General features: G+C 70.9%; 22 protein-coding genes and 1 tRNA gene. 13 read left to right on the top strand and 10 right to left on the bottom strand.

Annotated features, from left to right (window positions below; translation table 11 throughout):
- Positions 1–21 precede the first annotated feature (21 nt).
- The 3 genes from AB0M82_RS05930 (at position 22) to AB0M82_RS05920 (ending at position 2,706) form a co-directional block, all read left to right on the top strand.
- Positions 22–882 carry a hypothetical protein gene (locus tag AB0M82_RS05930; protein ID WP_364718092.1) on the top strand — a complete coding sequence of 287 codons (861 nt, stop codon included), beginning with the start codon at positions 22–24 and terminating at the stop codon, positions 880–882.
- A 116-nt stretch (positions 883–998) separates the two neighbouring features.
- Complete coding sequence (locus tag AB0M82_RS05925; protein WP_364718091.1) at positions 999–1,514, top strand: hypothetical protein; 516 nt, start codon at positions 999–1,001, stop codon at positions 1,512–1,514.
- 97 nt (positions 1,515–1,611) lie between these two features.
- Positions 1,612–2,706, top strand: coding sequence for a hypothetical protein (locus tag AB0M82_RS05920; RefSeq protein WP_364718090.1), 1,095 nt, complete (start codon positions 1,612–1,614; stop codon positions 2,704–2,706).
- Here the strand turns inward: AB0M82_RS05920 and AB0M82_RS05915 are convergent.
- The 4 genes from AB0M82_RS05915 to AB0M82_RS05900 all read right to left on the bottom strand — a co-directional run bounded on the left by AB0M82_RS05915 (position 2,678) and on the right by AB0M82_RS05900 (position 7,086).
- Complete coding sequence (locus tag AB0M82_RS05915) at positions 2,678–4,543, bottom strand: hypothetical protein (RefSeq protein ID WP_364718089.1); 1,866 nt, start codon at positions 4,541–4,543, stop codon at positions 2,678–2,680. The genes AB0M82_RS05920 and AB0M82_RS05915 overlap by 29 nt on opposite strands.
- A 377-nt stretch (positions 4,544–4,920) precedes the next feature.
- Positions 4,921–4,993, bottom strand: a tRNA-Lys gene (locus AB0M82_RS05910).
- Positions 4,994–5,365: 372 nt separating this feature from the next.
- Positions 5,366–6,214, bottom strand: coding sequence for a hypothetical protein (locus AB0M82_RS05905; RefSeq protein ID WP_364718087.1), 849 nt, complete (start codon positions 6,212–6,214; stop codon positions 5,366–5,368).
- A gap of 227 nt (positions 6,215–6,441) precedes the next feature.
- The gene (locus tag AB0M82_RS05900; protein ID WP_364718085.1) at positions 6,442–7,086 is read right to left on the bottom strand and encodes a TMEM175 family protein; all 645 of its coding nucleotides are present in this window, start codon (positions 7,084–7,086) and stop codon (positions 6,442–6,444) included.
- A 68-nt stretch (positions 7,087–7,154) separates the two neighbouring features.
- On the opposite strand from AB0M82_RS05900, the gene AB0M82_RS05895 reads away from it, so the two are divergent.
- Together AB0M82_RS05895 and AB0M82_RS05890 are read left to right on the top strand one after the other, a co-directional pair.
- Positions 7,155–8,699 carry an adenylosuccinate lyase family protein gene (locus AB0M82_RS05895; RefSeq protein ID WP_364718083.1) on the top strand — a complete coding sequence of 515 codons (1,545 nt, stop codon included), beginning with the start codon at positions 7,155–7,157 and terminating at the stop codon, positions 8,697–8,699.
- Between the two features lie 342 nt (positions 8,700–9,041).
- Positions 9,042–10,052 (top strand): SCO0930 family lipoprotein, encoded by a 1,011-nt coding sequence (locus AB0M82_RS05890; protein ID WP_364718082.1) that lies wholly within the window; start codon positions 9,042–9,044, stop codon positions 10,050–10,052.
- A 15-nt stretch (positions 10,053–10,067) separates the two neighbouring features.
- Here the strand turns inward: AB0M82_RS05890 and AB0M82_RS05885 are convergent, their stop codons facing one another.
- Positions 10,068–10,694, bottom strand: a complete 627-nt coding sequence (locus AB0M82_RS05885; protein WP_364718081.1) for a DUF4383 domain-containing protein — start codon at positions 10,692–10,694, stop codon at positions 10,068–10,070.
- Positions 10,695–10,884: 190 nt separating this feature from the next.
- Between AB0M82_RS05885 and AB0M82_RS05880 the strand changes: the two genes are divergently transcribed.
- The gene (locus AB0M82_RS05880) at positions 10,885–11,772 is read left to right on the top strand and encodes a hypothetical protein (RefSeq protein ID WP_364718080.1); all 888 of its coding nucleotides are present in this window, start codon (positions 10,885–10,887) and stop codon (positions 11,770–11,772) included.
- Positions 11,773–11,791: 19 nt separating this feature from the next.
- On the opposite strand, the gene AB0M82_RS05875 is transcribed toward AB0M82_RS05880, so the two are convergent.
- Both AB0M82_RS05875 and AB0M82_RS05870 read right to left on the bottom strand, forming a co-directional pair.
- A complete protein-coding gene (locus tag AB0M82_RS05875; RefSeq protein ID WP_364718078.1) occupies positions 11,792–13,000 on the bottom strand; it encodes an alpha/beta hydrolase-fold protein in 1,209 nt (402 codons plus the stop codon).
- 145 nt (positions 13,001–13,145) lie between these two features.
- The gene (locus AB0M82_RS05870) at positions 13,146–14,108 is read right to left on the bottom strand and encodes an alpha/beta hydrolase (RefSeq protein ID WP_364718077.1); all 963 of its coding nucleotides are present in this window, start codon (positions 14,106–14,108) and stop codon (positions 13,146–13,148) included.
- A 152-nt stretch (positions 14,109–14,260) separates the two neighbouring features.
- Between AB0M82_RS05870 and AB0M82_RS05865 the strand changes: the two genes are divergently transcribed.
- Both AB0M82_RS05865 and AB0M82_RS05860 read left to right on the top strand, forming a co-directional pair.
- The gene (locus AB0M82_RS05865) at positions 14,261–14,719 is read left to right on the top strand and encodes a MarR family transcriptional regulator (protein WP_364718076.1); all 459 of its coding nucleotides are present in this window, start codon (positions 14,261–14,263) and stop codon (positions 14,717–14,719) included.
- Positions 14,720–14,756: 37 nt separating this feature from the next.
- Entirely contained in the window at positions 14,757–15,599 is an 843-nt protein-coding gene (locus AB0M82_RS05860; protein ID WP_364718503.1) for an SAM-dependent methyltransferase, read from the top strand.
- Here AB0M82_RS05860 and AB0M82_RS05855 read toward each other — a convergent pair.
- On the bottom strand, positions 15,596–16,534 hold the full coding sequence (locus AB0M82_RS05855) for a patatin family protein (RefSeq protein ID WP_364718075.1): 939 nt from the start codon (positions 16,532–16,534) through the stop codon (positions 15,596–15,598). The two genes, AB0M82_RS05860 and AB0M82_RS05855, sit on opposite strands and share 4 nt — an antisense overlap.
- 117 nt (positions 16,535–16,651) lie before the next feature.
- Between AB0M82_RS05855 and AB0M82_RS05850 the strand changes: the two genes are divergently transcribed.
- The 3 genes from AB0M82_RS05850 (at position 16,652) to AB0M82_RS05840 (ending at position 20,311) form a co-directional block, all read left to right on the top strand.
- A complete protein-coding gene (locus AB0M82_RS05850) occupies positions 16,652–17,209 on the top strand; it encodes a PadR family transcriptional regulator (RefSeq protein ID WP_364718074.1) in 558 nt (185 codons plus the stop codon).
- On the top strand, positions 17,206–19,218 hold the full coding sequence (locus AB0M82_RS05845) for an NADPH-dependent 2,4-dienoyl-CoA reductase (protein WP_364718073.1): 2,013 nt from the start codon (positions 17,206–17,208) through the stop codon (positions 19,216–19,218). Before AB0M82_RS05850 ends, AB0M82_RS05845 begins: the two co-directional genes overlap by 4 nt.
- Positions 19,219–19,333: 115 nt before the next feature.
- Entirely contained in the window at positions 19,334–20,311 is a 978-nt protein-coding gene (locus tag AB0M82_RS05840) for a prephenate dehydrogenase (protein WP_364718072.1), read from the top strand.
- 6 nt (positions 20,312–20,317) lie between these two features.
- Here the strand turns inward: AB0M82_RS05840 and AB0M82_RS05835 are convergent, their stop codons facing one another.
- Both AB0M82_RS05835 and AB0M82_RS05830 read right to left on the bottom strand, forming a co-directional pair.
- A complete protein-coding gene (locus AB0M82_RS05835; RefSeq protein ID WP_364718071.1) occupies positions 20,318–20,527 on the bottom strand; it encodes an antitoxin in 210 nt (69 codons plus the stop codon).
- Between the two features lie 23 nt (positions 20,528–20,550).
- Positions 20,551–22,518 (bottom strand): FUSC family protein, encoded by a 1,968-nt coding sequence (locus AB0M82_RS05830; protein ID WP_364718070.1) that lies wholly within the window; start codon positions 22,516–22,518, stop codon positions 20,551–20,553.
- Positions 22,519–22,594: 76 nt separating this feature from the next.
- On the opposite strand from AB0M82_RS05830, the gene AB0M82_RS05825 reads away from it, so the two are divergent.
- Both AB0M82_RS05825 and AB0M82_RS05820 read left to right on the top strand, forming a co-directional pair.
- The gene (locus AB0M82_RS05825; protein ID WP_364718068.1) at positions 22,595–23,047 is read left to right on the top strand and encodes an SRPBCC family protein; all 453 of its coding nucleotides are present in this window, start codon (positions 22,595–22,597) and stop codon (positions 23,045–23,047) included.
- Positions 23,048–23,157: 110 nt separating this feature from the next.
- Positions 23,158–23,925 (top strand): polysaccharide deacetylase family protein, encoded by a 768-nt coding sequence (locus AB0M82_RS05820; protein WP_364718067.1) that lies wholly within the window; start codon positions 23,158–23,160, stop codon positions 23,923–23,925.
- The last annotated feature ends 1 nt before the right edge of the window (position 23,926 follow it).

The following is a 23,926-nucleotide window of genomic DNA, read 5'->3' as shown; positions in this document are numbered from 1 at the left end:
AGTGTTCTGGCAGGTGTGGCGATGGCGGCCGGGCCGGCTTCGGCGGTGACGTCTTCGGTGGACCTGCCCGAGGGGATGACCGCCAGCTACCTCGTCGTCGATCAGCAGACCGGCAAGACCTTCGGCGCCGACGAGCACAAGCAGTACCGCTCGGCCTCGCTGGTCAAGCTGTTCATCGCCCTCGACTACCTCGAATCGCACGGCCCTGACTACGAGATCCCGGCCGGCGACCTGGCGCTGCTCGAGCCGATGCTGCGCTCCAGCAACGACGACGCCGCCAGCACGCTGTGGGTACGCGACGGCTGGGAGGAGATCGTCAAGCGAATGGTCGTCAAGATCGGTCTCACCGACACCGCGCCGCCCGCCTCCCGCGGCAAGTGGGGTTACACCGCGATCAGCGCCGCGGACATCGCCAAGACCTACCAGTACATCCAGCACGACGCGAACCCGAAGTACCGCGACTTCATCATGGGCAACCTGGCGAAGTCCACCAAGTGCGGTTCGGACGGTTTCGACCAGTCGTTCGGCATTCCGAGCGCGGTGCCCGGGGAGAAGGCGGTCAAGCAGGGGTGGTCCGGTTTCGGCGCCGCACCCGCGCCTGGTGAGGAATGCACGCAGACCGACGCCCGCGTGCTGCGCATGCTGAGCTCGCCGGAGGTCAAGGCGGCCACCGCGGTCGCGTCCAGCGGGGAGGGCACGGTCAGCGCCCAGGACGACATCGACCTGACCAGCCGTGCCATGCACACGAGCGGCACGGTGGGCGCGGACAACGACAAGATCGTGGTGGTGCTGACCCTGGAGCCGACCACGCTGTCCTGGCGGGACTCCGCCGGCCGGATCACCAAGCTCACCCGGGACATCTACAGCGAGTTCGCAAGCTGAAGCCCTTGATGGAGCTGTGAACCAGTTCCCTTCTTGGGAGTGGCGGCGGTCGCTGACCAGCGGCCGTCGCCACCGGCAGCTGATCGACGCCAGGTGGCACGGGGTACCGTGCGAACGTGTCAGCCAGTCAGTGGGCCAAGGTTCCCGTCGGACCACAGAGCCGGCGCTGGAACACCGCGTCGACCGAGCGGACGGTCCTGATGGTCGTCCACACGGTCACCGCACTGAACCGGTTGCACGACCTGGTGACGGTGTTCGATTCCGACCGTCGGATTCAGCTGGTCTACACCATGCCCGGGGCCTCGGCCGTCGAGTCCGGAGTGGAACGCGAACTCGCCGACCTCGGTGTCGCACAGCTTCCCTGGCACCAAGCTCTCGCCACCGAATTCGACCTCGCGATTTCGGTACACAATAGCGGGAATCTGCACGACATCGCCGCGCCGCTCGCGGTGCTGTCCCACGGAATTGGCTACACTAAATACTCGGCCCGGAAGCCCGGAAGCCCGGAAGCCCGGAAGCCCGGAAGCCCGGAAACCCGGAAACCCGGAAACCGGCGACGTATACGGACTTTCCGCCCAATGGCTTGTCCAAGGTGGCGCGGTTGTTCCCAGCGCGATCATCCTGGCCCATGACGAAGAAATCGCGCGCCTCGCTTCCGCTGTACCGGCAGCGGTCGCCAACGCGGTTGTGGCCGGAGATCCCTGTTTCGACCGGCTCGTCGTCAGTTCCGTGTCACACGACGCCTACCGCGACCGGCTCCGTGCCGGCCCGCAGCACACCGTCGTGTTCGTGTCCTCGACCTGGGGTCCACGCTCACTGTTCGGCCGGTTCCCGGACTTGATCGCCCGGGTGCTCGCCGAACTCGATCTCGACCACCACGTCGTCTGCGCGGCATTGCACCCCAACGTCTGGTACGCCCACGGCCCCGCGCAGATCGAACTCTGGCTCGGCGACTGCCTGCGCGCCGGGCTCCGCCTCATCCCGCCCGTGCGAGGCTGGCAGCAGGCGCTGCTCGCGGCCGACGTCGTCATCGGCGACCACGGCGCCGTCACCGGCTACGCCGCGGCACTGGGCAAGCCCACCGTCCTCGCGACCTTCCCGGAGCAAGACGTCGTGGCCGACTCCGCCATCGGCGCCCTCGGCCGGGTCGCCCCACGGCTGGACCGGCAGCGCCCATTGGCGCCCCAGCTTCGTGACGTCATGTCGATCGGGCGAGACCAACGGGAGGTCCGCCGTCTCGCGACCTCCCTGCCCGGTGAGTCGGCGGCGCTCCTGCGTCACACGTTCTACGCCTTGATGGATCTTCCGGAACCGGCGACGGCCGCGCTGCTCCCCAGCTACCGCGCCGAGGACCTGGTGCCGCTGAGCGGCGACGTCCGGGCCTGGTGGGCCGCCGCCGACGTGCTCGGCCCCGGCACCCTCCGGCTGAACCGCTGGCCGGCCGACGTCACCTCGCCCCAGGGTGGCCCTCCGGAGCCGTTGGACGGTCATCTCGTCGTCGCCGTCGACCATCCCCGGCGAGACCTGTACAGCCTCGCTGCCGTCGTGCTCACGACCGTGAACGGCCCCGCGCCGGCCGAGGTGTTCGCGAATCAACCGGTCTGCCGGCTCGTGGTGCAACGCCTCGATCCGGTCCGCTGCCGAGTCACCACGCGCGACGGCGACACGGTGTTCGCCCGGGCCGGCCACCCCGGCTTGGCCGAGGTGGCGGCCGCCGCCCTGCTTTCCCGGCTGGACGCGGGTCAACGGCTCGACGCCGCGATCACCGTTCAGCTCGGTTCGCAGGCGGTCGACCTCACGGTGACGCGTCAAGATCAGCCGTGACGTCGTCCTCCCGGGCGTCACCCAGTGCGGCATAGAGTTCGCGGGCTCGTTCGAGAGCCGACTTCGCCGCATCGGAGCCGGTGTCGCGCCGACCGACCCGATGCCACGATTCGGCTTCCAGCCGACCGAGCCCGTCCGCGGCGAACAGCTCGGCCGCCTCGCGATGGGCGTCGACACCGGCCGCCCGATCTTCCAGCACGTCCCCGAGGACCAGCAGGCACTTGGCCCGGTTCTCCCGTTCCTCCGACGCCGAGCCGAAATACGCCAGGGCACGAGCCGCCGCCGCACGGGCTGAGGGCGCGTCGCCGGCTTGGCGGTGTGCTCGGGCGCGCTGCAGATCCAGCAAGGCGCGCATCCGAGGCGCCTGGTCACCGGGGATCGCCGTACCGGACATGTCGATCACGCGCTCGGACTCGTCGTAGCGGGCGAACGCCTGCGTGAGGTCACCTTGCCGAGCCGCCACCTTGCCGAGCCACTCCAGGTTCGACTGTTTCCCCAGCGCGTGCCCCGCGGACTCCGCCGCGCCGAGGGAGGCCGTGAAGTCGGCACGCGCCGACTCGAGATCACCGACCGCGATCCACGCCGCACCTCGCTGGTTGGTGAGCTGCATGATCGCCGCCTGGTCACCGGTCCGCTCCGCGGCGGCGACACCCACCCGGTGGGTTTCCAGCCAGGCCGCCGTGTGTCCGTGCATGTGCAGGAACTTGAACAGCGCGACGCACAACTGCCAGGCCACATCGTGGCGCTCGACGCGTTCGGCGGCGGCGACGCAGGCCACGACGGTGCGCCACTCCGCCTCGAACCACGCGATCGCGTCATCCCGCGTCGACACGGGCCTCGTGTGGGTGGCGAAGACGGAGCCGACCCGCCATCGCCCGGACAACGCCGCGTCCCGGGGCACCGCCTCGTGCAAGAACCACTCCACGATGCCGGCGATGATCGCATCCCGGACTTCGCTGTCTTCGTCGTCAAACGCCCGCAACCTGGCGTGCTCGCGAACCACGGCGTGGAACGCGTAGCGGCCGGAGGTCTCGTCGTGAGTCAGCAAGCACGCGTCGACCAGCTCGTCGAGCAGCTCCGTCGCGGTCAGCACGTCGGCGTGACAAGCGATGGCGGCCGCGGCCGACGTGAAACTGGGCCCGGGAATCAGCGCCACCCGCCGGTACGCCCGGCGGTACGGCTCCGCCAGCCCGTCGTAGGCCAGCTTCAGGGACGACGCGACCGGCTGCGCCACGTCCAGTTCCAGCAGCGCGGCACGGGACCGCCGGACCCTGGCCACCAACGGCTCGGCCGCCCTCGCCCGCCCCAGCAGGTGGGCCGCCACCAACCGGATGAGCAGCGGATGCCCGTCACACAGGGCACACAGCTCGTCGATCACGCCGGGCTCGAGCTCGCGACCGGTCGCACCCAAGCTGGCGAACATCAGTTCCCGCGCGTCCCGCTCCGGCAGGCCGTCCAGCGCAACCGCGAGGAACCCGTGCGGATAAAGCCTGCGCAGCGCGCGGCGGCTGGTCACCAGCACCACGGCGTCCGGCGCGGCGTGCGGGATGAGCGGCTCGACCTGCTCGGCGGCGACCACGTCCTTGACCAGCAGCACGAACCGACGACCGGCCGATTTCCGCTGGTAGGCGTGGGCCCGCTCGGCATCCGAGCCGGGCAGATCCGACTCGGCCAGCCCAAGGCCGCAGAGAGCCTGCCCCAGCAGTTCCCCCGGCGGCACGGCCTGACCGTCCACCGCGGTCGCCTGCACCTCGACATACGCGCAGTCGCTGCCCAGCTCGTCCTCACACACTTCGGCGACGAGGCTGTAGCTGCCCAACCCCGCCCTCGCGTGCACGCACACCAACCCCGGATTCCCCGGTGTCCGACGGCTCTCGAGGTGGTCACGGATCAGCTGCCGCGGAACCGTTCGATCCAGGAACGGCACCGCCCGGCGCGGCCTGCGCCCACCTCCCACGACGAGCCCCCTCGGCTGCCCGATCGACTTCCCGTCCCCACCGTAGCGATCGGCGTACCGGCTGTCACCGCCGGTCGTCACCACCACGGACCCTTCGAGAAGTTCAGCAAGCCGTGGGGGTCTCAGCCACAGGCGGCCGCGCTGCAGTTGCTCGGCACCGCGATACGGAGACGCGACGGAGCCGCCAACTACCATTCACAGCGGCAAAGGATGCGCGCATCTCAGACAAACGCGCAGGTGAAACGCACGGACGGTAGTGGGCCGCCTGGGGCTCGAACCCAGAACCTACGGATTAAAAGTCCGCAGCTCTACCAATTGAGCTAACGGCCCGCTCCCCCAGTTTAGCCAGGCCCCCGTCACCTCCCCGCACACCGGGTCCCGGCTGAGGCCGCACGGAAGGTCAAGGCTGGTCCTCGACGGGCGGGCTGCCCATGCGTCCATGCCCACCGAACCTGGTTCCCTGCTGATCCTCACCGGGCCGCCCGGTGCCGGGAAGTCCACCGTCGCGCGGCTGTCGGCGAATCGCGACGGTCTGGACCTGTTCTACGTCGTGCTGCGGCCGAGAACGTCATGGACACCTCGGCGCAGACCGTCGAAGACGCCGCCAATACGGCGGCGTGCCCCAGTCGGCGGCGTTCGCGCTGTGACGCTCCTCTGTGGACGAACGCGCGGGGCCCCGGCCAGGCCCCGCGCGTCAGTTCGTCAGCACTGCACGTAGAGGCCGGTGTAGGCCGTGCACTTCTTCGACGCCGTGTCGTTGGCCGCGTTCGGGTCGGCCGGCGTGCTCGCCGCTCGCTGGGCCGTGGCCGTGAACGCGCCCCAGGCGAAGAAGCCGCCCTCCGACGTGAACTTCGCCTTGGCCGAGGCGCCCGGGGCCAGTGTGGCGATCGCGCAGGTCAGTGCCGTTCCCGAACGGGTACAGCCGGTCGTCGAGACGATGGTGCGGCTCGAGCCCGGGTTGGCCGTCACACGGATGCCGGTCGCGGTGGCCGGGCCGGTGTTCGACACCGTGACCACGTAGTCGACGCGGGCGACCAGGCCGGGGCGCGGGGTCGCCGTCAGCGCGACCTTGACGTCGGCCTTGTCCGGCGCGGCGATCGTGACGGCCGGGCCGTCTTCGACGGCGAACGCGTAGTTGTCGCCGGCGAACTGGTGCTGCAGCGTGAACTGGCCGGGCTGGACGTCCTCCTTGACGCGCAAGGTGAACGTCACCGTCCGGCTTTCGCCCGCGCCGAGGTCGCCGACGGCGCCTCGGAAGCTGCTGAGGTACGGCGCGCACGACAGGGCCGAACCGGCGCAGGAGACCAGGTCAACCAGGTCGACGATCGGCTTTTCCTTGGTGTAGAGCGCCGCCTTCGCGCCGGTGACCGTGAAGTCCGTGGGGTTGTACAGCTGCTCGGTGACCGTGATGGTGCTGCCCGCGCGCACGGTGGTCGCGCTGACGTCGATCGTGCTCGCGGGCGGTGCCGCGGCCGCGACGGCGGGCGCCGCGAACAGGACCGCCGTGGTCAGCGCGGCCAGTAGAGCGGTTCTTCGTCCGGTTCGCTGCATAGTCGTGATCTCCTGGTTCCGAACCGAGGGGGATGCCGCTCCGACAGTGGACTGGCGTGCGCAGCAGGGTGACGAAGATCAGATCGACGGACCCGAAGATTCGTTACCGGCTTCGGGAATCCGAGTCTGAACTGGGTTTCGAGCTGGTTGCCCGGCCACCGGCCACGACGGCGAACCGAAATTGTCGGACCCCTGTGGCACGCTCCGCACATGACCGGTCACGCGGCTCAGGCGTCCGCCGCCGGGCGGCTGCGGAAGCGGAACAGGAGGTTGACGACGACAGGAACGACGATCCAGCAGGCGTAGGCCCAGTGCGTGAAGAAGGCAACGGGCATCGAGATGGCGAAGGCGGCGACCATCGCGGCGATCCCGCGGTAGACCGCGCCGAAGAGCTCCGGCGGGGTGTCCGCGCGGTACAGGTGGTCCCGCTGGATCTGCCAGGTCATCAGGAGGAACAGCGTCAGGGCCACGACCTGCACGAGTGAGTAGAAGACGAAGCGGAATTCGAACGCGCCGTCCTCGGCGATCACCTTCGTGGCGAAGGGCATGATCACCTGCATCAGCAGCCAGCCGAAGCTGAGCCGGATCAGCCCGCCGCCGACCGTGGTGACGTAGTGGAACAGGCGGTGATGGGCACGCCAGTGCCCGCCGATCACGACGAAGCTGATCAGGAAGGAGATGTATTCGGACCGATGATCCCCTAGCGACCGCAGCAGTTCGGCGTTGCCGGCGCCCTCCGGCAGCGGCAGCTCGAGCGCGAGCAGCGTGATCGCGATGGCCACGACGGCGTCCGAGAAGAAGGTGAGCCGCTCGGCGGCGATCGCCCGGGCTTCGGAGCCGACGGTGTCTTCGTCGGACGTGACGCTGCTCATGGCGGAGAGCGTGCCAGACCCGGCTGCGCGGCCCGTCGCCGAGGGCGGACGCGTGCGATGCTGACGCCATGACCGTCGACCCCGATTCCGGACTCCTTTCGCCCGTGCGGGCCGGTACTCCGGCCGAGGCGTCGACCGGTGACGAGGCCTGGTTGCGGGCCATGATCGACGCCGAGGCGGCGCTCGCGAGGGCGCAGGCGCGGCTCGGGACGGTGCCGTCCGAGGCCGCGGAGGCGATCACGGAGGCCGCGGGCAGCGTGCGGATCGACGTCGTCGAGCTGGCACGCGGGGCGCGGGCGACCGCGAACCCGGTCGTCGGCCTGGTCAAGGCGCTGACGTCGGCTGTCGGCGAGATCGCGCCCGGCGCTGCCGAGTACGTGCACCGCGGCTCGACCAGCCAGGACATCTTCGACACGGCGATGATGCTGGTCGCCGACCGGACGCTGCGGCTGCTCGTCGCGGACCTCGACGCCACCGGCGAGGCGCTGGCCGAGCTGGCACGCGCGCACCGGGACACGACCATGGCCGGGCGGACGCTGACGGCGCACGCGGTGCCGACCACGTTCGGGCTCAAGGCCGCGGGCTGGCGGCAGCTGGTGCTGGACGCGGCCGTCCGGATCCGGCGCGTGCTCGACGGCGGGCTGCCGGTCTCGCTCGGCGGAGCGGCCGGAACGTTGGCGGCGTACGTCGAGTACGCGCGCCTCGCCGCCGACGCGGGCCTCGACCAGGCCGGCTACAGCGAGCGCGGCGGGGGCGGGGGCGGGGGCGGGGGCGGGGGCGGGGGCGGGGGCGATGCCACCACACCGATCGAGGTCTCCGGGACCGCGGGGGGTGCTCGCGACGCTGCCGTCGACGGTTATGCGGAACGGCTGACCGCCGCGTTCGCCGAGGAAACCGGGCTGGCCGCGCCGGTGCTGCCGTGGCATTCGCTGCGGACGCCCGTCGCGGACCTCGCGGGCGCGCTCGCGTTCACCGCGGGCGCGCTGGGCAAGCTGGCCGTCGACGTCGAGACGCTGACCCGGACCGAACTGGGCGAGGTCACCGAGCCGGCCGCCGAGGGCCGGGGCGGCTCCTCGGCGATGCCGCACAAACGGAACCCGGTGCTCGCGACGCTGATCCGTTCGGCCGCGCTGCAGGTGCCGGTGCTGGCCGCGGGCGTCACGCAGTCGATGCTGACCGAGGACGAGCGCTCGGCCGGGGTCTGGCACGCCGAGTGGCAGCTGATCCGTGAATGCCTCCGGCTGACCGGCGGCGCCGCGCACACCGCCGTCGAGCTGGCGCGTGGGCTCACCGTGCAGCCCGGGCGGATGCGGGCGAACCTGGCGTCGACGCACGGGCTGATCGTCTCCGAACGGCTCTCCGCCGTGCTCGCGCCGCTGCTCGGCAAAGCGACGGCGAAGGAACTGCTGGGTGAGGCGTCCCGGCGGGCGGTGCGCGAAGACCGGCCGCTCCGGGAGGTGCTGGACGAGCTCCCCCCGATCACCGAAGTCCTGACCCCGGCCGCGCTGGACGACCTGCTCGATCCCGCCGGCTACACCGGCGCGGCCGCCACGCTGGTCGACCGCGCGCTCGGCGGCGGCAGCGAGCCCAGGTCGGACAACGCCGCGGAGTAGCGCCTGCGGCGGCCAAGCCTCCGACGACGAGCTGAGCCGCGAGCAAGCACAGTCGGCAGCCCACGGGAACACGGCCAACAGCCAGCCACCCAGGGCTGCGTCCCGACCAGGCTTCGGGGCCGCTCCCATGGTCCGTCGCCCAGGCGGGCGGGGCCCGTGGTGGCCGGCTGCCGCAAGGTCCGCCGGGCAACTCCGCAGCTCAGCCGCGCCTGGGCGGCGTCCACCCGGCCCAGGCGAACCGCGGGAAAGTTTTTTGAACCGCCTCCGCCGGGGGTCCGTGTATTGGGTATCAGGCAGCCGCACCGAGCGGCGGGAATCCCAACGGACACAAGGAGAACTTCCATGCTTCGCACGCGCATCGCCGTCTCCGTCGCCGCTGCGGCAGCCGGGCTGGCAGTGCTCACCGCTTGCTCGGGTGTCGAAACTGCGCAGCCGGTCGTCGCTCCGGCGGCGGCGGGCGGCAACGGCGGCGGCCAGGTCGGCAACGGCCAGGCCGGCAACGGCCAGGTGGGCAACGCCGCTCCGGCGTCGAACGAGTCCAAACTGGTCGTCGCCGACGTCAACGGCGTCGGACAGGTGATCACCGACCAGAACGGCATGACGCTCTACCGGTTCGACAAGGACACGGCGAAGCCGCCGAAGTCCAATTGCGATGGTGACTGCGCCAAGGCCTGGCCACCAGTGCTCTCCACCGGGGACGTCGAAGTGCAGGGCGTCGACAAGAACCTCGTCGGGAAGGTGACGCGCTCCGACGGCACCGAGCAGGTCACCGTCGGCGGCTGGGCGCTCTACCGCTACGCCAAGGACACCAAGGCCGGTGACGCGACCGGCCAGGGCGTCGGTGGCGCCTGGTACGCGGCGAACGCCAAGGGCGGCAAGGCCGGGCAGGCCGCGAGCACCGAAGCCGGCACCGTCAAGCTGAGCGCCAGCGAAATCGAGGGTCTCGGCAAGGCGATCGTCGACCAGGACGGGATGACGCTCTACCTGTTCCAGAAGGACGGCAAGAAGGCCAAGACGTCAACCTGCAACGGCGACTGCGCCAAGACCTGGCCCCCGGTCCTCTCCAACGGCAAGGTCGAACTGCAGGGCATCGACTCGAAGCTCCTCGGCAGCATCAAGCGCGCCGACGGCACCGAGCAGGTCACCATCGGCGGCTGGCCGGTCTACAAGTTCGCGAAGGACCTGAAGCCGGGCGACGCGAACGGTAACGGCGTCAACGGCACCTGGTTCGTCATCGAGCCCGCCGGCTGCAAGGTCGGCGCCAACCCCGCCACCGCCGCCAACCAGGCTCCGGCTCCGGCGGCCGACAGCGGTGCGGGGGCCGGCGACTCCTCTGGTGGCACCACCTACTGAGCCACCCCGAAACTGCTAGTGGGCGAGGCCCGGCGGACGCTCTTCGTGAGTGACCTCCGGGCCTCGCCCCTTGTGGTCACGACGCAGGAACGACCGGCGACGCGGCTCGGCGCGGTCGGTGCCGTCCGTCCGGTCGATGCGCTCGGTGCGCTGCTCGGCGACCGTCGGCTCGTCGACCGTCTCGTCCTCGGGGACGAGGATGGTGCGGCGGGCCGGCATCGCGGCGATCAACAGGCCGAGCGCGGCGACGCCCAGGTGCAGCCACGTGTCGGCGGGGCCGAGGTCCATCGGGTTGCCGGCGTTGGCGAACGGGTTGGTCGAGATGAGGCCGTCGATCATCAGGCCCCAGACGAACAGCAGGCCGTAGCCGATGAACAGCAGCCAGCCGAACGTCCGCGCGCGGCCCGAACCGAACGCCAGCAGCAGGCCGACCACGCCGGTCACGACGCGGACCAGGCTGGTGAGGGGATTGGCGGAGAACCGCCAGAACCCGGCGTCGTTGTGGCCGGCGAAGTTCCCCAAGCCGGTCCTGGTGAATCCGATGATGCCGACCACGAGGAACGCGATCCCGGTCAACCCGGCCAGCACCTGGGCAGGCTGCAGGCCTCGGACCCGGATGCGGGCCCCATTCGCGTGAACCATGACTCAAGTCCTTCCCAGCGGGTGGTGACGACCGTCACCGGACACTGGTACCCAGTTACTACGGGGAGCGAAACGACGTTGCTTGCCCGCAGGGCCCCCGCGCGTCACCGGATCCGCCCCGATCCGAGAGCTATCCCACAAATTCACCTGATTCGACGAACACCGGAGCGCTCTCCCGGCAATCCGGGTTATGCGCAAGCTGAGCAGCATCTTCCTGGTGGGGCTGTGCCTGGGGGCGATCGGCGCGGTGGTGGTGACGGCCAGTCATGGCCGGGCCGCGACACCCGAGCCGATCGCGGTCGCCGAAGAGATGCCATCGATGTCGGATTCTCCGCCCACCGCGGCTTCAGCAAGCGCGACGCCGACGCCGACGCCGCCCCCCGCCTCGGCGCCGGCCAAGGCCGATCCCGGGTCCGGGGTGGACGCCGCCGAGCTGGACCGGCTGGTGCCCGGGGGCAACGTCAGCGCCGTCGTGTTCGACCGGCAGCGCGGCGCGGCGACCGTCTCCGCGCACGCGGATCGCGGGTATACCTCGGCGTCGCTGGTGAAGCTGCTCATCGCCCTCTCCGTGCTCGATGGCGGCGGTCCCACGACGCAGGTGCAGCGGATGCTGTCGCGCAGCGACGACGACCTGGCGAGCCAGTTCTGGACCACGTACGGCGGGCCGTCGATCGTCACGCGCTGGGCGAAGAAGATGGGGCTCACCGGCACCCGCCCGCCCGCGGATGCCGGCCGGTGGGGCGACACCCGGATCACGGCGAAGGACGTCGTGCGGATCTACCAGTACGTGCTGGGTCACGCGCCCGGCGCGATCCTCGCCGCGCTACGCGGCGCGACCGAGCGCGGTTCCGACGGGTTCCGGCAGTACTTCGGCATCCCGGACGCCGCGGGCGGGCGGCCGTGGGCGGTCAAGCAGGGCTGGTCGTGCTGCATGCCGACGCGAATGCTGCACACCTCCGGTGTCGTCGGCGAAGACGACCGGTACATCGTGGTCGTGCTGAGCGAGCACCCGAGTTCGGTCGACTACGCGACCGGCTCGAGGCGGGTGACGGCGGTCGTCAAGGCACTGCTCGGCTGAAGGACCGGCCCCGCCGGACCTACTGGTCGATGTCGGCCAGGGCCCCGTGCGCCCCCGAGTGCGGCAGCGGCCACGGCGGCACGCCGCCGGCGGTGTCCGCATGGCGGGCGGCCGGGGCGGGCGGGGTCGTGTGGGCGCCGATCCACGAGAGGACGTCCGGGATCTGGGACTTGAAGGTGTTCATGTTGTGCCCGGCGTCCGGGACCCGCCACGACGAAACCTGCGTCGGCGGCCGGGCCGCCTGGCGGATCTGGTCGGCCGCGAAGCTCTCGTACTTCTCCTTCTCGCCGGAGACGGCGAGGATTTCCACCGGCGACGGGTGCAGGCCCACGTTGATCCGGACGTTGTTGGCGTCGTTGATGTCCTGCCGCCCGCGGAAGAGGTCCTCCGTCTCGGAGTCGACCTGGGCCTTGTCGTAGCCGCTGACGCTGACCGCCTGGCCGTACCACTGCGGGTGGCGGGTCACGAGGTTCATCGCGCAGTACCCGCCGGACGACCAGCCGGCGATCGTCCAGGCCCGCCGGTTCGGCGAGACGCCGAGCTTGTGCAGCGCCCACTCCCGCAGGTCCGCGGTCAGGTAGGTGTCGCTCGCGCTGCCGTTGACCTGGTCGACGCACTCCGTGTCATGGCCGACCTTCGGCACGCCGGTGGGGTCCGGCACGATCACGACCGTCGGCGGCAGCACGTGCTTGGCGATCGCCGCGTCGAGTTGCTCCGGCATGTGGTAGCCGCTGGTGAACACCTCGGGACCGGACGGGTAGTTCGGGATCCACTCGACGGCCGGGAACCGAAGTTCCTTGTACGCCGCGTCGAAGTACTGCGCTGGCAGGTAGACCGTGACGTCGCGGGTGAGCTTCGTCCGCCGTCCGGTCACCTTCATGTGGACGACGGTCCCCTTGCCGTCGCGGGCGTGCGTCACCCCCGTGTCACGCAGCTTTTCCAGGTCCTCGCCGTTCTGCGCCGCTTCGGCGTCGGTGCCCTGCGAAGAGAAGCTGCCGGTGCCGAGCAGCGATCCGACCGTCGGGAAGAACCCGCCGATCATGTTGCCCGCCATGCCGGTGGTGACCACCAGGAGAACGACCCCGAGCAGGATCGTGGCGCTGCGCCACAGGCGCTTGCGCTTCCACCGGTCCCAGAACCACGGGACCGCGATGATCGCGAGCAGCGTCAGCACGACCATGACGATCATGTTGACCGGCGAATCGAGCCGGATGCCGCTCAGGTGCATGGCAACAGTCCTTCCAGGCGGGCAGAAATGCGCGCCCGGATCCACGGGACTCGCCTCTATAGCACGTTTGGGCGACCGCGCACGTTGCGACCCTGTGAGTTCTGTCATAGGGCCGCAACGTGGTGCGTACTCAGCGTTTTCTCAGTTATTTCCCCAAAGCCCGCGACAGCACCGTGATCGCCTGGGTGATCGCGGCCTCGGCGGCGTGGGTCTCGCGAAGCGCGTTGACCATCACGAAGTCGTGGATGATCCCCTGGTACCGCACGGCGGTGACGGGCACACCGGCCTGACGCAGCTTCGCCGCGTACGCCTCACCTTCGTCGCGAAGCACGTCCGCCTCGGCGGTGATCACGAGGGCCGGCGGCAGCCCGGCGAGCTCGTCGAGCGACGCGCGCAGCGGCGACGCCGTGATCTCCGCGCGCTGGGCGGGGTCGGTCGTGTACTGGTCCCAGAACCACTTCATGCCGTCGCGGCCGAGGAAGTAGCCCTCGGCGAACTTCAGGTACGACTCGGTGTCGAAGTTCGCGTCGGTGACCGGGTAGAAGAGCACCTGCTGCCGGAAGGTGACGTCGCCGCGCCGCTTGGCCAGGAGGGTCAGCGCCGCGGTCATGTTCCCGCCGACGGAGTCGCCGGCGATCGCGATGCGCGAGGTGTCGAGCCCCTTCTCGGCGCCGTGCTCGGCGACCCACTTCGCCACGGCGTAGCTCTCCTCGATGGCGATCGGGTAGCGCGCCTCGGGCGAGCGGCTGTATTCGGGGAAGACGACGGCGGCGCCGACGCCGGCCGCCAGTTCGCGCACGAGCCGCTGGTGGGTGTGGAAGTCGCCGAAGACCCAGCCGGCGCCGTGGATGTAGACGATCACCGGCAGCGGGCCGGTGACGCCGGCGGGCCGGACGATCCGGGTTTCGACGTCGCCGTTGGGTCCACCCGGGACGGTCAGCACCTCGATCTCGGCGTCGGCCATGGTGACGTCGCCGTCCTGGACGCCGTCGACGGCCTTGCGCCCCTCCTCCGGCGGCAGCTGGAACAGGTACGGCGGCTGGTCGGTGGCCTCGGCGAACGCCTGCGCGGCCGGTTCCAGGGCGAGGTTGTGCGGGTTGGCGGTCATGTCGTCCTCCTCGGGGAAGCAAGCTGACGCCACTGATGCTAGACCTCAACTGAGTTGTGCACAACTAAGTTGAGTCCAATGAGATTTGTGGCACTTTAGTTGCGGCATGCACCGCGACCGGGGATCATCGAAAGTTGTCGAGAGGAGACGCCATGACGGACACCGGCTCACCGCGACTGGACGACCAGCTCTGCTTCGGCCTGTACTCGGCGTCCCGTGCGGTGACGTCCCTCTACCGGGTCGTCCTGGCGGACCTCGACCTCACCTATCCCCAGTACCTCGTGATGCTGGCGCTCTGGGAGCAGGACGACCGCCTGGTCAAGGAACTCGGCGCCGAGCTGAGCCTCGACTCGGGCACGCTCTCGCCACTGCTCAAGCGCCTGGACGCGGCCGGCCTCGTGCTGCGGAACCGTCAGGCCGACGACGAGCGTTCGGTCCGGATCAGCCTCAGCGACGCCGGGAAGGCGTTGCGCGAGAAGGCCGTGGGCATCCCGGACGTGATCGGCGACGCGATGGGCCTCGACGCGGCCGGGCTCGCCCGGATGCGCGACGAACTCGACCGGTTGACGCAGTCCGTGAACGCCTATCGGGAGGCCTTGCCGCCGGCGTGATCGTTCCCGTGGCAGCATGGGTCACGAAGGGATGGTCATGATCAACCACGACGACGCGCTCAAGGCCGTCGAGAGCAGCCTCGACCGCCCGTCGGCGGCCCGGATCTACGACTACTTCATCGGCGGCACCACGAACTACGCGATCGACCGCGACTTCGCCGAGAAGGTCCGCAAGCGGCTGCCGCTCATGGGCGACTACTGCCTGACCAGCCGCCAGTTCCTCGGCCGCGCGATCCGCGAGTGCGTGCGCGCGGGCATCCGGCAGTTCGTCGACATCGGGTCCGGCCTGCCGACCGCGGGCAACGTGCACGAGGTCGCCGACGAGACGCGCGAAGAGCTCGACACCCGTGTGCTCTACATCGACAACGAGCCCATCGCGCTCGCGCATTCGACGTTGCTGCTCGCCGACACCGCCGACCCGGAGCGCCACCAGGCCATCGCCGCGGACTTCCTGCGGCCGGAGGATCTCTGGGACCGGGTGTCCACTTCGGACATCATCGACGTGCGTGCGCCGATCGCGCTGGTGATCAACGCCGTCATGCACTTCGTCAAGGACGAGCAGAACCCCGACCGGCTGCTCGCGTACTACCGCGAACGGCTGGCGCCCGGCTCGCTGCTGGTGCTGTCGCAGATGACCAACGAGAATCCGGTCAACGAGGACGAGCGACAGGCGCTGATCGATCTGCTCGAGTACTACGAGAGCACGACCAATCCGGGTTTCCTGCGGTCGATGACCGAGTTCGAACGCTTCTTCGGCGGCTGGCCGTTGGTGGAGCCCGGGCTCGTCTACGCGCCGGCGTGGCACCCGGACGAGCACACCGTGTTCGCCGGTTCGCCGTCCGAGTCACGCGTGATCGGCGGCGTCGCGCGCAAGCCTTAGGACGCCTCGCGTAGCCCTTCCAGCACGTCGAGGACGGCGCTCTTACCCAGGTCGACGGCCTTGCGCAGGACCTCGGGATCGCGCTCCAGCACCGCCACGTCCGGCGCGCCGGCGGGTGGGCGGATGCTCAGGATGCGAGGGGCGGCCGCCAGGGTCTCCTCGTCTTCGACGTCCCGGCGGTAGGTGTCCTGCCACGCCGGGATGGCGCCGGGGGCCTGGCGGCGCAGGAACCGCGGCACGACGACGTCGTGGACCCGCGGCGGCGGGACCGGAAGTTCGTCGGCGCGGCGGGTGCGCAGCACGAGCACATCGGTGGCTCCTTGGGCCAGCGCCGTGCGGTAGGGGATGGGTTCGGCGACGCCCGCGTCGACGAACCGGCGGCCGGAGAGGGGGATCGGCGGCCCGGCCAGCACCGGCATGCAGGACGACGCGGCGAGCGCGAGCTTGATCGCGTCGACGTCGGCCAGAAAGGGGTGCAGGTCGGTCGACTCCCCCGTGTCGGCGTCGGTCGCGAGGGGGTGGAAGGTGACCGGGTTGGCCAGGATCGCCGGGAAGTCCATCGGCTCCAGCACCGAGTAGACCTGGTGGACGAGGTATTCGAGGTCGATCACCGCGCGGCCGCGCAGGGTGTGCAGCGGGTTGATGATGCGGCGCATGACGATCGGGTTCCACCAGGTCCGGACGCCGGTCGACGACCGGCCGCAGAGCAGCCAGGCGCCGTTCAGCGCGCCGGCCGACGAGCCGTAGACGGCGTCGAACGCGGGGGTGACGCCGAGTTCGTCCAGCGCGAGGACCATGCCGCTGGAGTACGTGCCGCGGCTGCTGCCGCCTTCGATGGCCAGCGCGAGGCGCCTGCCGTCGGTGCGTTCTCCCGGGACGCTGCCGGTCGCCATCCGTTCGGAGATCAGTTCGAGTACCGGGTGCACCTCTCCCATCCTGGTCGTTTCCGCCCGTTCGTCGACCCGTTTTGTGAAGGACGCTGTGTGAAGGCCGCCGCAGAGAGTGACTTGCGCCTCGTTGCACTGCAACTGGGTGCATATGAAACTGGGCGCATGGCACTGGAGCACGCGATCCTCGTCTCGCTGTCCGAGCGCGCCGGCTCCGGCTACGAGCTCACGCGCCGCTTCGAGAAGTCGATCGGGCTCTTCTGGAGCGCCACCCACCAGCAGATTTACCGCGTGCTGAAGCGGATGGAAGAGGCCGGCTGGGTCGCCGTCGACGTCGTCGCGCAGGCGGGGCGGCCGGACAAGAAGGTCTACACGGTCAGCGACGAGGGCCGCACCGAACTCGTCCGCTGGCTCGCCGAGCCGGACCCGTCGGCCGGGCCGGTCGAGCTGGCCGTGAAGATCCGGGGCGCCACCTTCGGCGATCCCGGCGCCGTCGCCGAGGAGATCGCCCGGCACCGCGCGAAACACGCCGAACGCCTCGACGTCTACCGCCAGATCGAGAAACGCGACTTCCCCTCGCCCGCGGGCCTCGACGGCCGGCACCTGCACCAGTACCTGGTCCTGCGCGGCGGCATCCGCGTCGAAGAGGGCCAGGTCGAGTGGTTCGACGAAGTCCTCAGCGCCATGGATGCCGCCCGCCACCACGAGAAGGACGCCCGATGAGCCCGTACCCGCACCTGCTCGCGCCGCTCGACCTCGGCTTCACGACCCTGCGCAACCGCGTGCTGATGGGGTCGATGCACACCGGCCTCGAAGACAAGGCCGCGCACTTCCCCGAACTCGCCGAGTACTACGCCGAACGCGCCCGCGGTGGCGTCGGGCTCATCGTCACCGGCGGGTTCGCGCCGAACCGCACCGGCTGGCTGCTGCCGCTCGCGTCCAAGCTGACGACGTCCGCCGAGGCCCGGCAGCACCGGCAGCTCACCGCGCCGGTGCACGAGGCAGGCGGCAAGATCGCGCTGCAGGTCCTGCACGCCGGCCGGTACGCCTACCACCCGCTGAGCGTGTCCGCGTCGAGCATCAAGGCGCCGATCAACCCGTTCCGGCCCCGCGCGCTCACCGGCGACGGCGTGCGCCGGCAGATCCGCGCCTTCGCCGACTGCGCCGCTCTCGCGCGCGAAGCGGGCTACGACGGCGTCGAGATCATGGGCTCCGAGGGCTACCTGATCAACCAGTTCCTGGCCGAGCGCACCAACAAGCGCACCGACGCCTGGGGCGGCACGCCCGAGAAGCGCCGCCGGTTCGCCGTCGAAATCGTCCGGCAGACCCGCGCGAAGGTCGGCGACGACTTCATCATCATCTACCGGCTCTCCATGCTCGACCTCGTCCCGGGCGGCCAGCGCTGGGAAGACGTCGTCGCGCTGGCGAAGGAGGTCGAAGCCGCCGGGGCCACGATCATCAACACCGGCATCGGCTGGCACGAGGCCCGGGTGCCGACGATCGTGACGTCGGTGCCGCGCGCCGCGTTCACCTGGGTGACCGGGAAGCTCAAGCCGCACGTCGGGATCCCGGTGGTGACGTCGAACCGGATCAACATGCCCCAGGTCGCCGAAGAAGCACTGAGCGGCGGCGACGCCGATCTGGTGTCGATGGCGCGGCCGTTCCTCGCCGACCCGGAGTGGATCCGGAAGGCCGAGAGCGGCCGCGAGGACGAGATCAACACCTGCATTGCCTGCAACCAGGCCTGTCTCGACCACGCTTTCAAGCGCAAGCTCGTGTCCTGCATGGTCAACCCGCGCGCCGGCCACGAGACGACGCTGACGCTCGCGCCCACGCGGCGGTCGAAGCACGTCGCCGTCGTCGGCGCCGGGCCCGCCGGGCTGTCGGCCGCGACCGCGCTGGCCGAGCGCGGCCACCGCGTCGAGTTGTTCGAAGCCGACGACGAGATCGGCGGCCAGTTCGGCATCGCGCGCCGGATCCCCGGCAAGGAGGAGTTCGCCGAGACGATCCGCTACTACCAGCGGCGCCTCGAGGTGACCGGGGTGAAGCTGCACCTCGGGAGGCGCGTCTCCGCCACGGACCTGACCGGCTTCGACGAGGTCGTGCTGGCCACCGGGGTCGCGCCGCGCGTGCCGTCGCTGCCCGGGATCGACCACCCCAAGGTGCTGTCCTACGTCGACGTCGTCCGGCACGGCAAGCCGGTCGGCGGGCGGGTCGCGGTGATCGGGGCCGGCGGCATCGGCGTCGACGTCAGCGAGTTCCTCACGCACACCGCTTCGCCGGCGCTCGACCTCGACGCGTGGATGGCCGAGTGGGGTGTCACCGACCCGGCACAGGCGGCGGGCGGGCTCGCCGAGCCGAAGCCCGAGCCGTCACCGCGGCAGGTTTATCTGCTGCAGCGCAAGAAGAGCGGGATCGGGGCCGGGCTCGGCAAGACGTCCGGCTGGGTGCACCGGGCGGCGCTCAAGGCCAAGCGGGTCGAGCAGCTCTCCGGCGTCACGTACGAGCGGATCGACGACGCCGGCCTGCACCTCACCGTCGACGGCGTGCCGCGCGTCCTGGAAGTCGACACGGTCGTCGTCTGCGCCGGTCAGGAACCCGTGCGGGACCTCGCGGACGAGCTGTGCGCCACCGGGCTCCCGGTGCACCTCATCGGCGGGGCCGACGTCGCCGCGGAACTCGACGCGAAACGCGCGATCGACCAGGGAACGCGGCTCGCGGCCGCGCTGTAGCGCGGCTCACCCGGAAAGAAGTTCGAGTCCGCGGCGGCTTTGGCCGCCCTCGAGCACCGAGAAGACTCCGGATCGCGGTCGCGCCGCGGCCCGGGAAGCGTCCGGCACTGGCAGGATGAACCTCGTGCGAGACGTATGCGTGATCGGGCTGGGGCTGATCGGCGGATCGGCGCTGCGCGCGGCGGCCGCGAGCGGCCGCACGGCGTGGGGTGCCGCGGTGTCCGAAGGGGATGCCGACGCGGCGAGCAGAGCGGGCTACGACGTCACGACGGACGTCGAAGCCGCCCTGCGCCGGGCCGCGGCCGAGGACGCGATGGTCGTGCTCGCCGTGCCGCTCCCGGCCGTCGAGGACCTGCTGCGCCTGGTCTCCCAGCACGCTTCGCACTGCCTGCTCACCGACGTCACCAGCGTGAAGGCGCCGGTGCTGGACGCCGTCCGCCGTCGCGTGCCGTACACCCGCTACGTCGGCGGGCACCCGATGGCCGGGACGTCGAACTCCGGCTGGCTGGCCGGCGACGCGTCGCTGTTCCAGGGCGCGGCCTGGGTGGTCACGGTCGAGGAGGACACCGACCTCGACGCCTGGGCCGAGGTGGCGAAGTTCGCGCTGGACATCGGGGCGCACATCATCCCGCTGCCCGCGGAGTCGCACGACGAAGCCGTCGCCCGGATCTCGCACCTGCCGCACCTGTTCGCGGCGATCCTGGCCACGATCGGCGCCGAGGGCGGCCCACTCGCCATGTCGCTGGCCGCCGGGTCCTACCGCGACGGCACGCGGGTCGCGGGGTCGAACCCGCAGCTCGTCCGCGCGATGACCGAAGGCAACCGGGACGCCCTGCTGCCGATCGTCGACGAGGCACTCGGCCGGCTCGGCGCGGCCCGCGGTTCGCTGGCGTCGACCGGCGGGCTGGCGGCCACGATCAACGCGGGATACGAAGGGGCGCAAGCGCTGGCGGCCGCCCTCGACCTGGAACGGGCGGGCGTTCGGATCAGCCTGGCGGCCCCGGACGCGCGGCAGGGCCTGATCGCGCTCGGCGAGCGGGGAGGCCGGATCACCGGCCTCTCCGACGGCATCGCGACCGGCGAGGTCCAGTAGAAGGGACTACTGGGCCGGGGGTGTGTCCGGCTTGTCGTCGAACTTGTTCAGGAAGTCCTTCGCCTTCTGGACGCCGCTGTCGATCTGCTCGTCGTGGCCGGCGATCTTCGACTTCGCGAAGCCGGCCGCCTTGTCGAGCCCCTCCTCGATCTTGTCGTTGTGCTCGCGCAGGGCCTCTTCGGCCTTGCCCTTCAACGCGTCGAAGTCGATTCCCATGGGTCAATCAAACAGCACCGGCGTCACGTGCGCCGGTGGTAGGGCAGGAATCGCCGGACGAGCCGCAGCGGCGCGCGTTCCACCAGGTCGGGACCGCGGACGGCGTCGAACGCCGACTCGAGCTGGTCAACCACCCCGGACAGCCGCGGGGCGTCCGGCAGCGGCATCGACCGCGGGTCGCGCTGCTCCCGGACCGCCGCGGCGAGCTCGTCCAAAGCGGCCGTCAGCAGCTCGATGTCGTCGGGGTCCGGTGGTGGCGCACCCCGCCCGATCGTCACGCCGACCTCGGTGACGGCGTCCGCGACGCGTTCCTGGGCGGCGATGACCGGCCACCACGCGACCGCCTGGCGGCCGTTCGCGGACGGCTCGACGACGACCTGCTGGAACGCCGTCCGCAGGTCGGCCAGCGCCCGGTAGGCACCGCGCCGGGCCCGCGACCGCGCCAGCCGCGCCTCCGCCGTCGACGTCTCGACCAGCGCGCACCGGACGTACTTCGCGACCGCGTCCAGTCCGTCGGCCAGCCGCCCGCCGACCTGCGGCCGCCTGCTGCCCGGCCACAGCAGGTAGCCGAAGACGAGGACGATCACGCAGCCCACCGCGGTGTCGACCAGCCGCGCCAGCACCACGCTCCAGTTGCCGTTGTTGGCCAGATCCATCTGCAGGATGATCAACGGCGTCACGAAGGCGCTCTGGACGCCGTAGTTGCGCACCTTGCCGACCGCGATACCGCCGGCGAACACCGCGATCAGCGCCACCAGCACCCAGCCGTGCGCGCCGAAGCCGAGCACGGCGGCCCCGATCCCGACGCCGGCGACCGTGCCGACCCCGCGCAGCACCGCGCGCCCGAAGACCGAGCCGAAGTCGGGCTTGAGCACGATGCCGACGGTCAGGGTGATCCAGTACGACCGCTCCAGCGGCACGAGCAGGCCGACGGCTTCGGCGATCGCGACGCACAGCGACAGCCGCAGCGCGGCGATCCACGTCAGCGGGCCGGACGCGAGCGAGCCCGCCCACTCCCGCACGCGCCGGTGCCAGGGCGTCGGCTCCCGGCGCTTCCGGTCGTCGCCCTTGCCGATCCGGACCAGCCCGGCGTACAGCGCGGTGAGCAGCGGGTCGGGGTCGTCGGACGGCGTCGGCGGCGGTGCCGGCAGCGGCTGGCTGCCCAGCACCGACGCCGACAACGCGACGAAGTGGTCGATGACCTCCTGGGCCGGGCGGCGGCCGGCGTTGACCATCGCCACCGACGCCTCGACCGCGGGGGTGGTGGCCGAGAGCAGGTTGAGCAGCTGCCGGTAGGCGGCGTCGCGGCCGGACAGCCAGGACCGCGCGGTGAGCAGCTGGTCGTAGGCGGTGTTCATCGCCGTGGTCAGCCGGTGCCGAGCGACCCGCGAGACGGCCGGGTCGCTCGCCGAGAGCATCGCGGCCAGCTCGACGTAGACGTGCGCGACGGCGGTGCGCTCGGGGCTGGTCGCCCGGACGGTCCAGGTGACGAGCGCGACCAGGAAGCTCCAGGCGGCGCCGAGGCAGAAGAAGCCGAGCAGGACCTCGACGCGCATGCCGGTCGTGTGCTGGCCGGTGCCGAGCACGGCGAAGACGATCATCTGCAGCCCGGCGACGGAAGCGTTGCTGCCGGCCGCGCTGATCAGCTCGGACACCGCGGCGATCAGGATCACTGCGGGCACGGACAGCGCCGGCGTGCCCCCGGTGAGCACGCCGACGAAGTACCCGGCGGTCGCGGCGAGCGTCGCGCCGCCGAGCCGGCGGGCGCGGTAGCGGTAGGGCCCGGCCGATTCGGACAGCACGGCGGGCAGGGCGCCGGTCGAGATGAGGGCGCCGACGGCGATGTCGCCCGCCGCGTACGCCACCGCGAGCGGCACGGCCAGCGCGGCGACGGCGCGGGCGACCATGTTCCACGGCACCGGGACCGGCTTGCTGCGGAGGAGCTGGACGAGCCAGTGCGGCGCGGCGAGGTCGGGGCGCGGCGTGCTCACGCCCCCATCTTGACCTACGCTGCCGGGAGCGCTTAATTATCAGCCTGTCAACAACGCTGCCGTGCAGGAGGTCCCGATGCCGGGCCGCAAGTACTCGTTCGAGGTCAACCGCACGAGCTCGGCGCCGCCGTCGGCGCTGTTCGCGCTCGAAGCCGATGGCCCGCGCTGGGCGGAGTGGGGAAAGCCACTCGTCGTGCAGGCCCGCTGGGCGCGGCAGGGCACCGAGGAACCGGCGGGCGTCGGCGCCGTCCGCGAACTCGGCCTGTGGCCGGTGCTGGTCCGCGAGGAGACGGTCGAGTACGAGGTCGACCGCAAGCACGTCTACACGTTCTTCGGCGCGAACCCGATCAAGGACTACCGCGCCGAGGTGCTCTTCACACCGACCGCCGACGGCGGGACGCACCTGCGGTGGACCGGGTCGTTCACCGAGCCGGTCCGTGGCAGCGGGCCGCTACTGGTCGCCGGGTTGCGCGCGACGATCCGCCTGATCTCGGCCAAGCTGGTCAAGGCGGCCGAAACCGGGCGCTGACCTGCGTGCGCCGGGCCACATCAAGATCGCCCGGCGCAACTTCGCGCTCCTCCTGACGTCACCCTTTCGGGTGGTCTTCACGACCACCAGGGCGAAAGGGGACGCGGCGGATGAAGCGACTGGTGGCGGTGGTGGCCGCGGTGGCGCTGACGCTCACGGCCTGTTCGGCGGACGAGCCGGACGAACGCGTGTTCGGGAACAGCCAGCCGAACCCGGCGCCGGGAGGTCTGAGCCCCGACGCGAGGACGTCGGCGCCGTACGCGTTCGGCACGGTCCAGCAGCAGGCGCCCGCGATCGCGAACGGCCAGGTCCCGCTCGTCCGCCGGATCACCACCGACAAGCCGTACGTCTTCCTCACCATGGACGACGGCGCGGTGCAGGACCCCGACGCGCCGAAGCTGATGCAGCAGAACGGGACCCACCCGGTGCTGTTCCTGAACCAGAAGTACGTGAAGGGCCACGAGGCCTACTTCAAGCAGATCCTCGACGCCACCGGCGCCACGCTCGGCGACCACACGGTCGACCACCCGAACCTCAAGGGCAAGCCCTACGAGTTCCAGCGCAGGGAAATCTGCGACGACGCCGACGACTTCCAGGCCGGGCTCGGCGTGCGCCCGACCCTGTTCCGGCCGCCGTTCGGCAACTACGACCAGAACACGCTGCGCGCGGCGGCCGCGTGCGGGATGCGCGCCGCCGTGCTGTGGACGGCCGCGGTCAACGACGGGCACGTCCAGTTCCAGGCCGGCGACAAGCTCAAGCCCGGCGACATCGTGCTGATGCACTTCCGCAAGACCTTCAAAGAGGACTACACGGCCTTCGTCGAGCAGGCGAAGAAGGACGGGCTCACGCCCGTCCCCCTGGCCGACTTTCTCGGCTGAC

Source organism: Amycolatopsis sp. NPDC051128 (assembly GCF_040682715.1).
Lineage (GTDB): Bacteria > Actinomycetota > Actinomycetes > Mycobacteriales > Pseudonocardiaceae > Amycolatopsis.
This window is presented reverse-complemented; position numbering and strand designations above follow the sequence as displayed.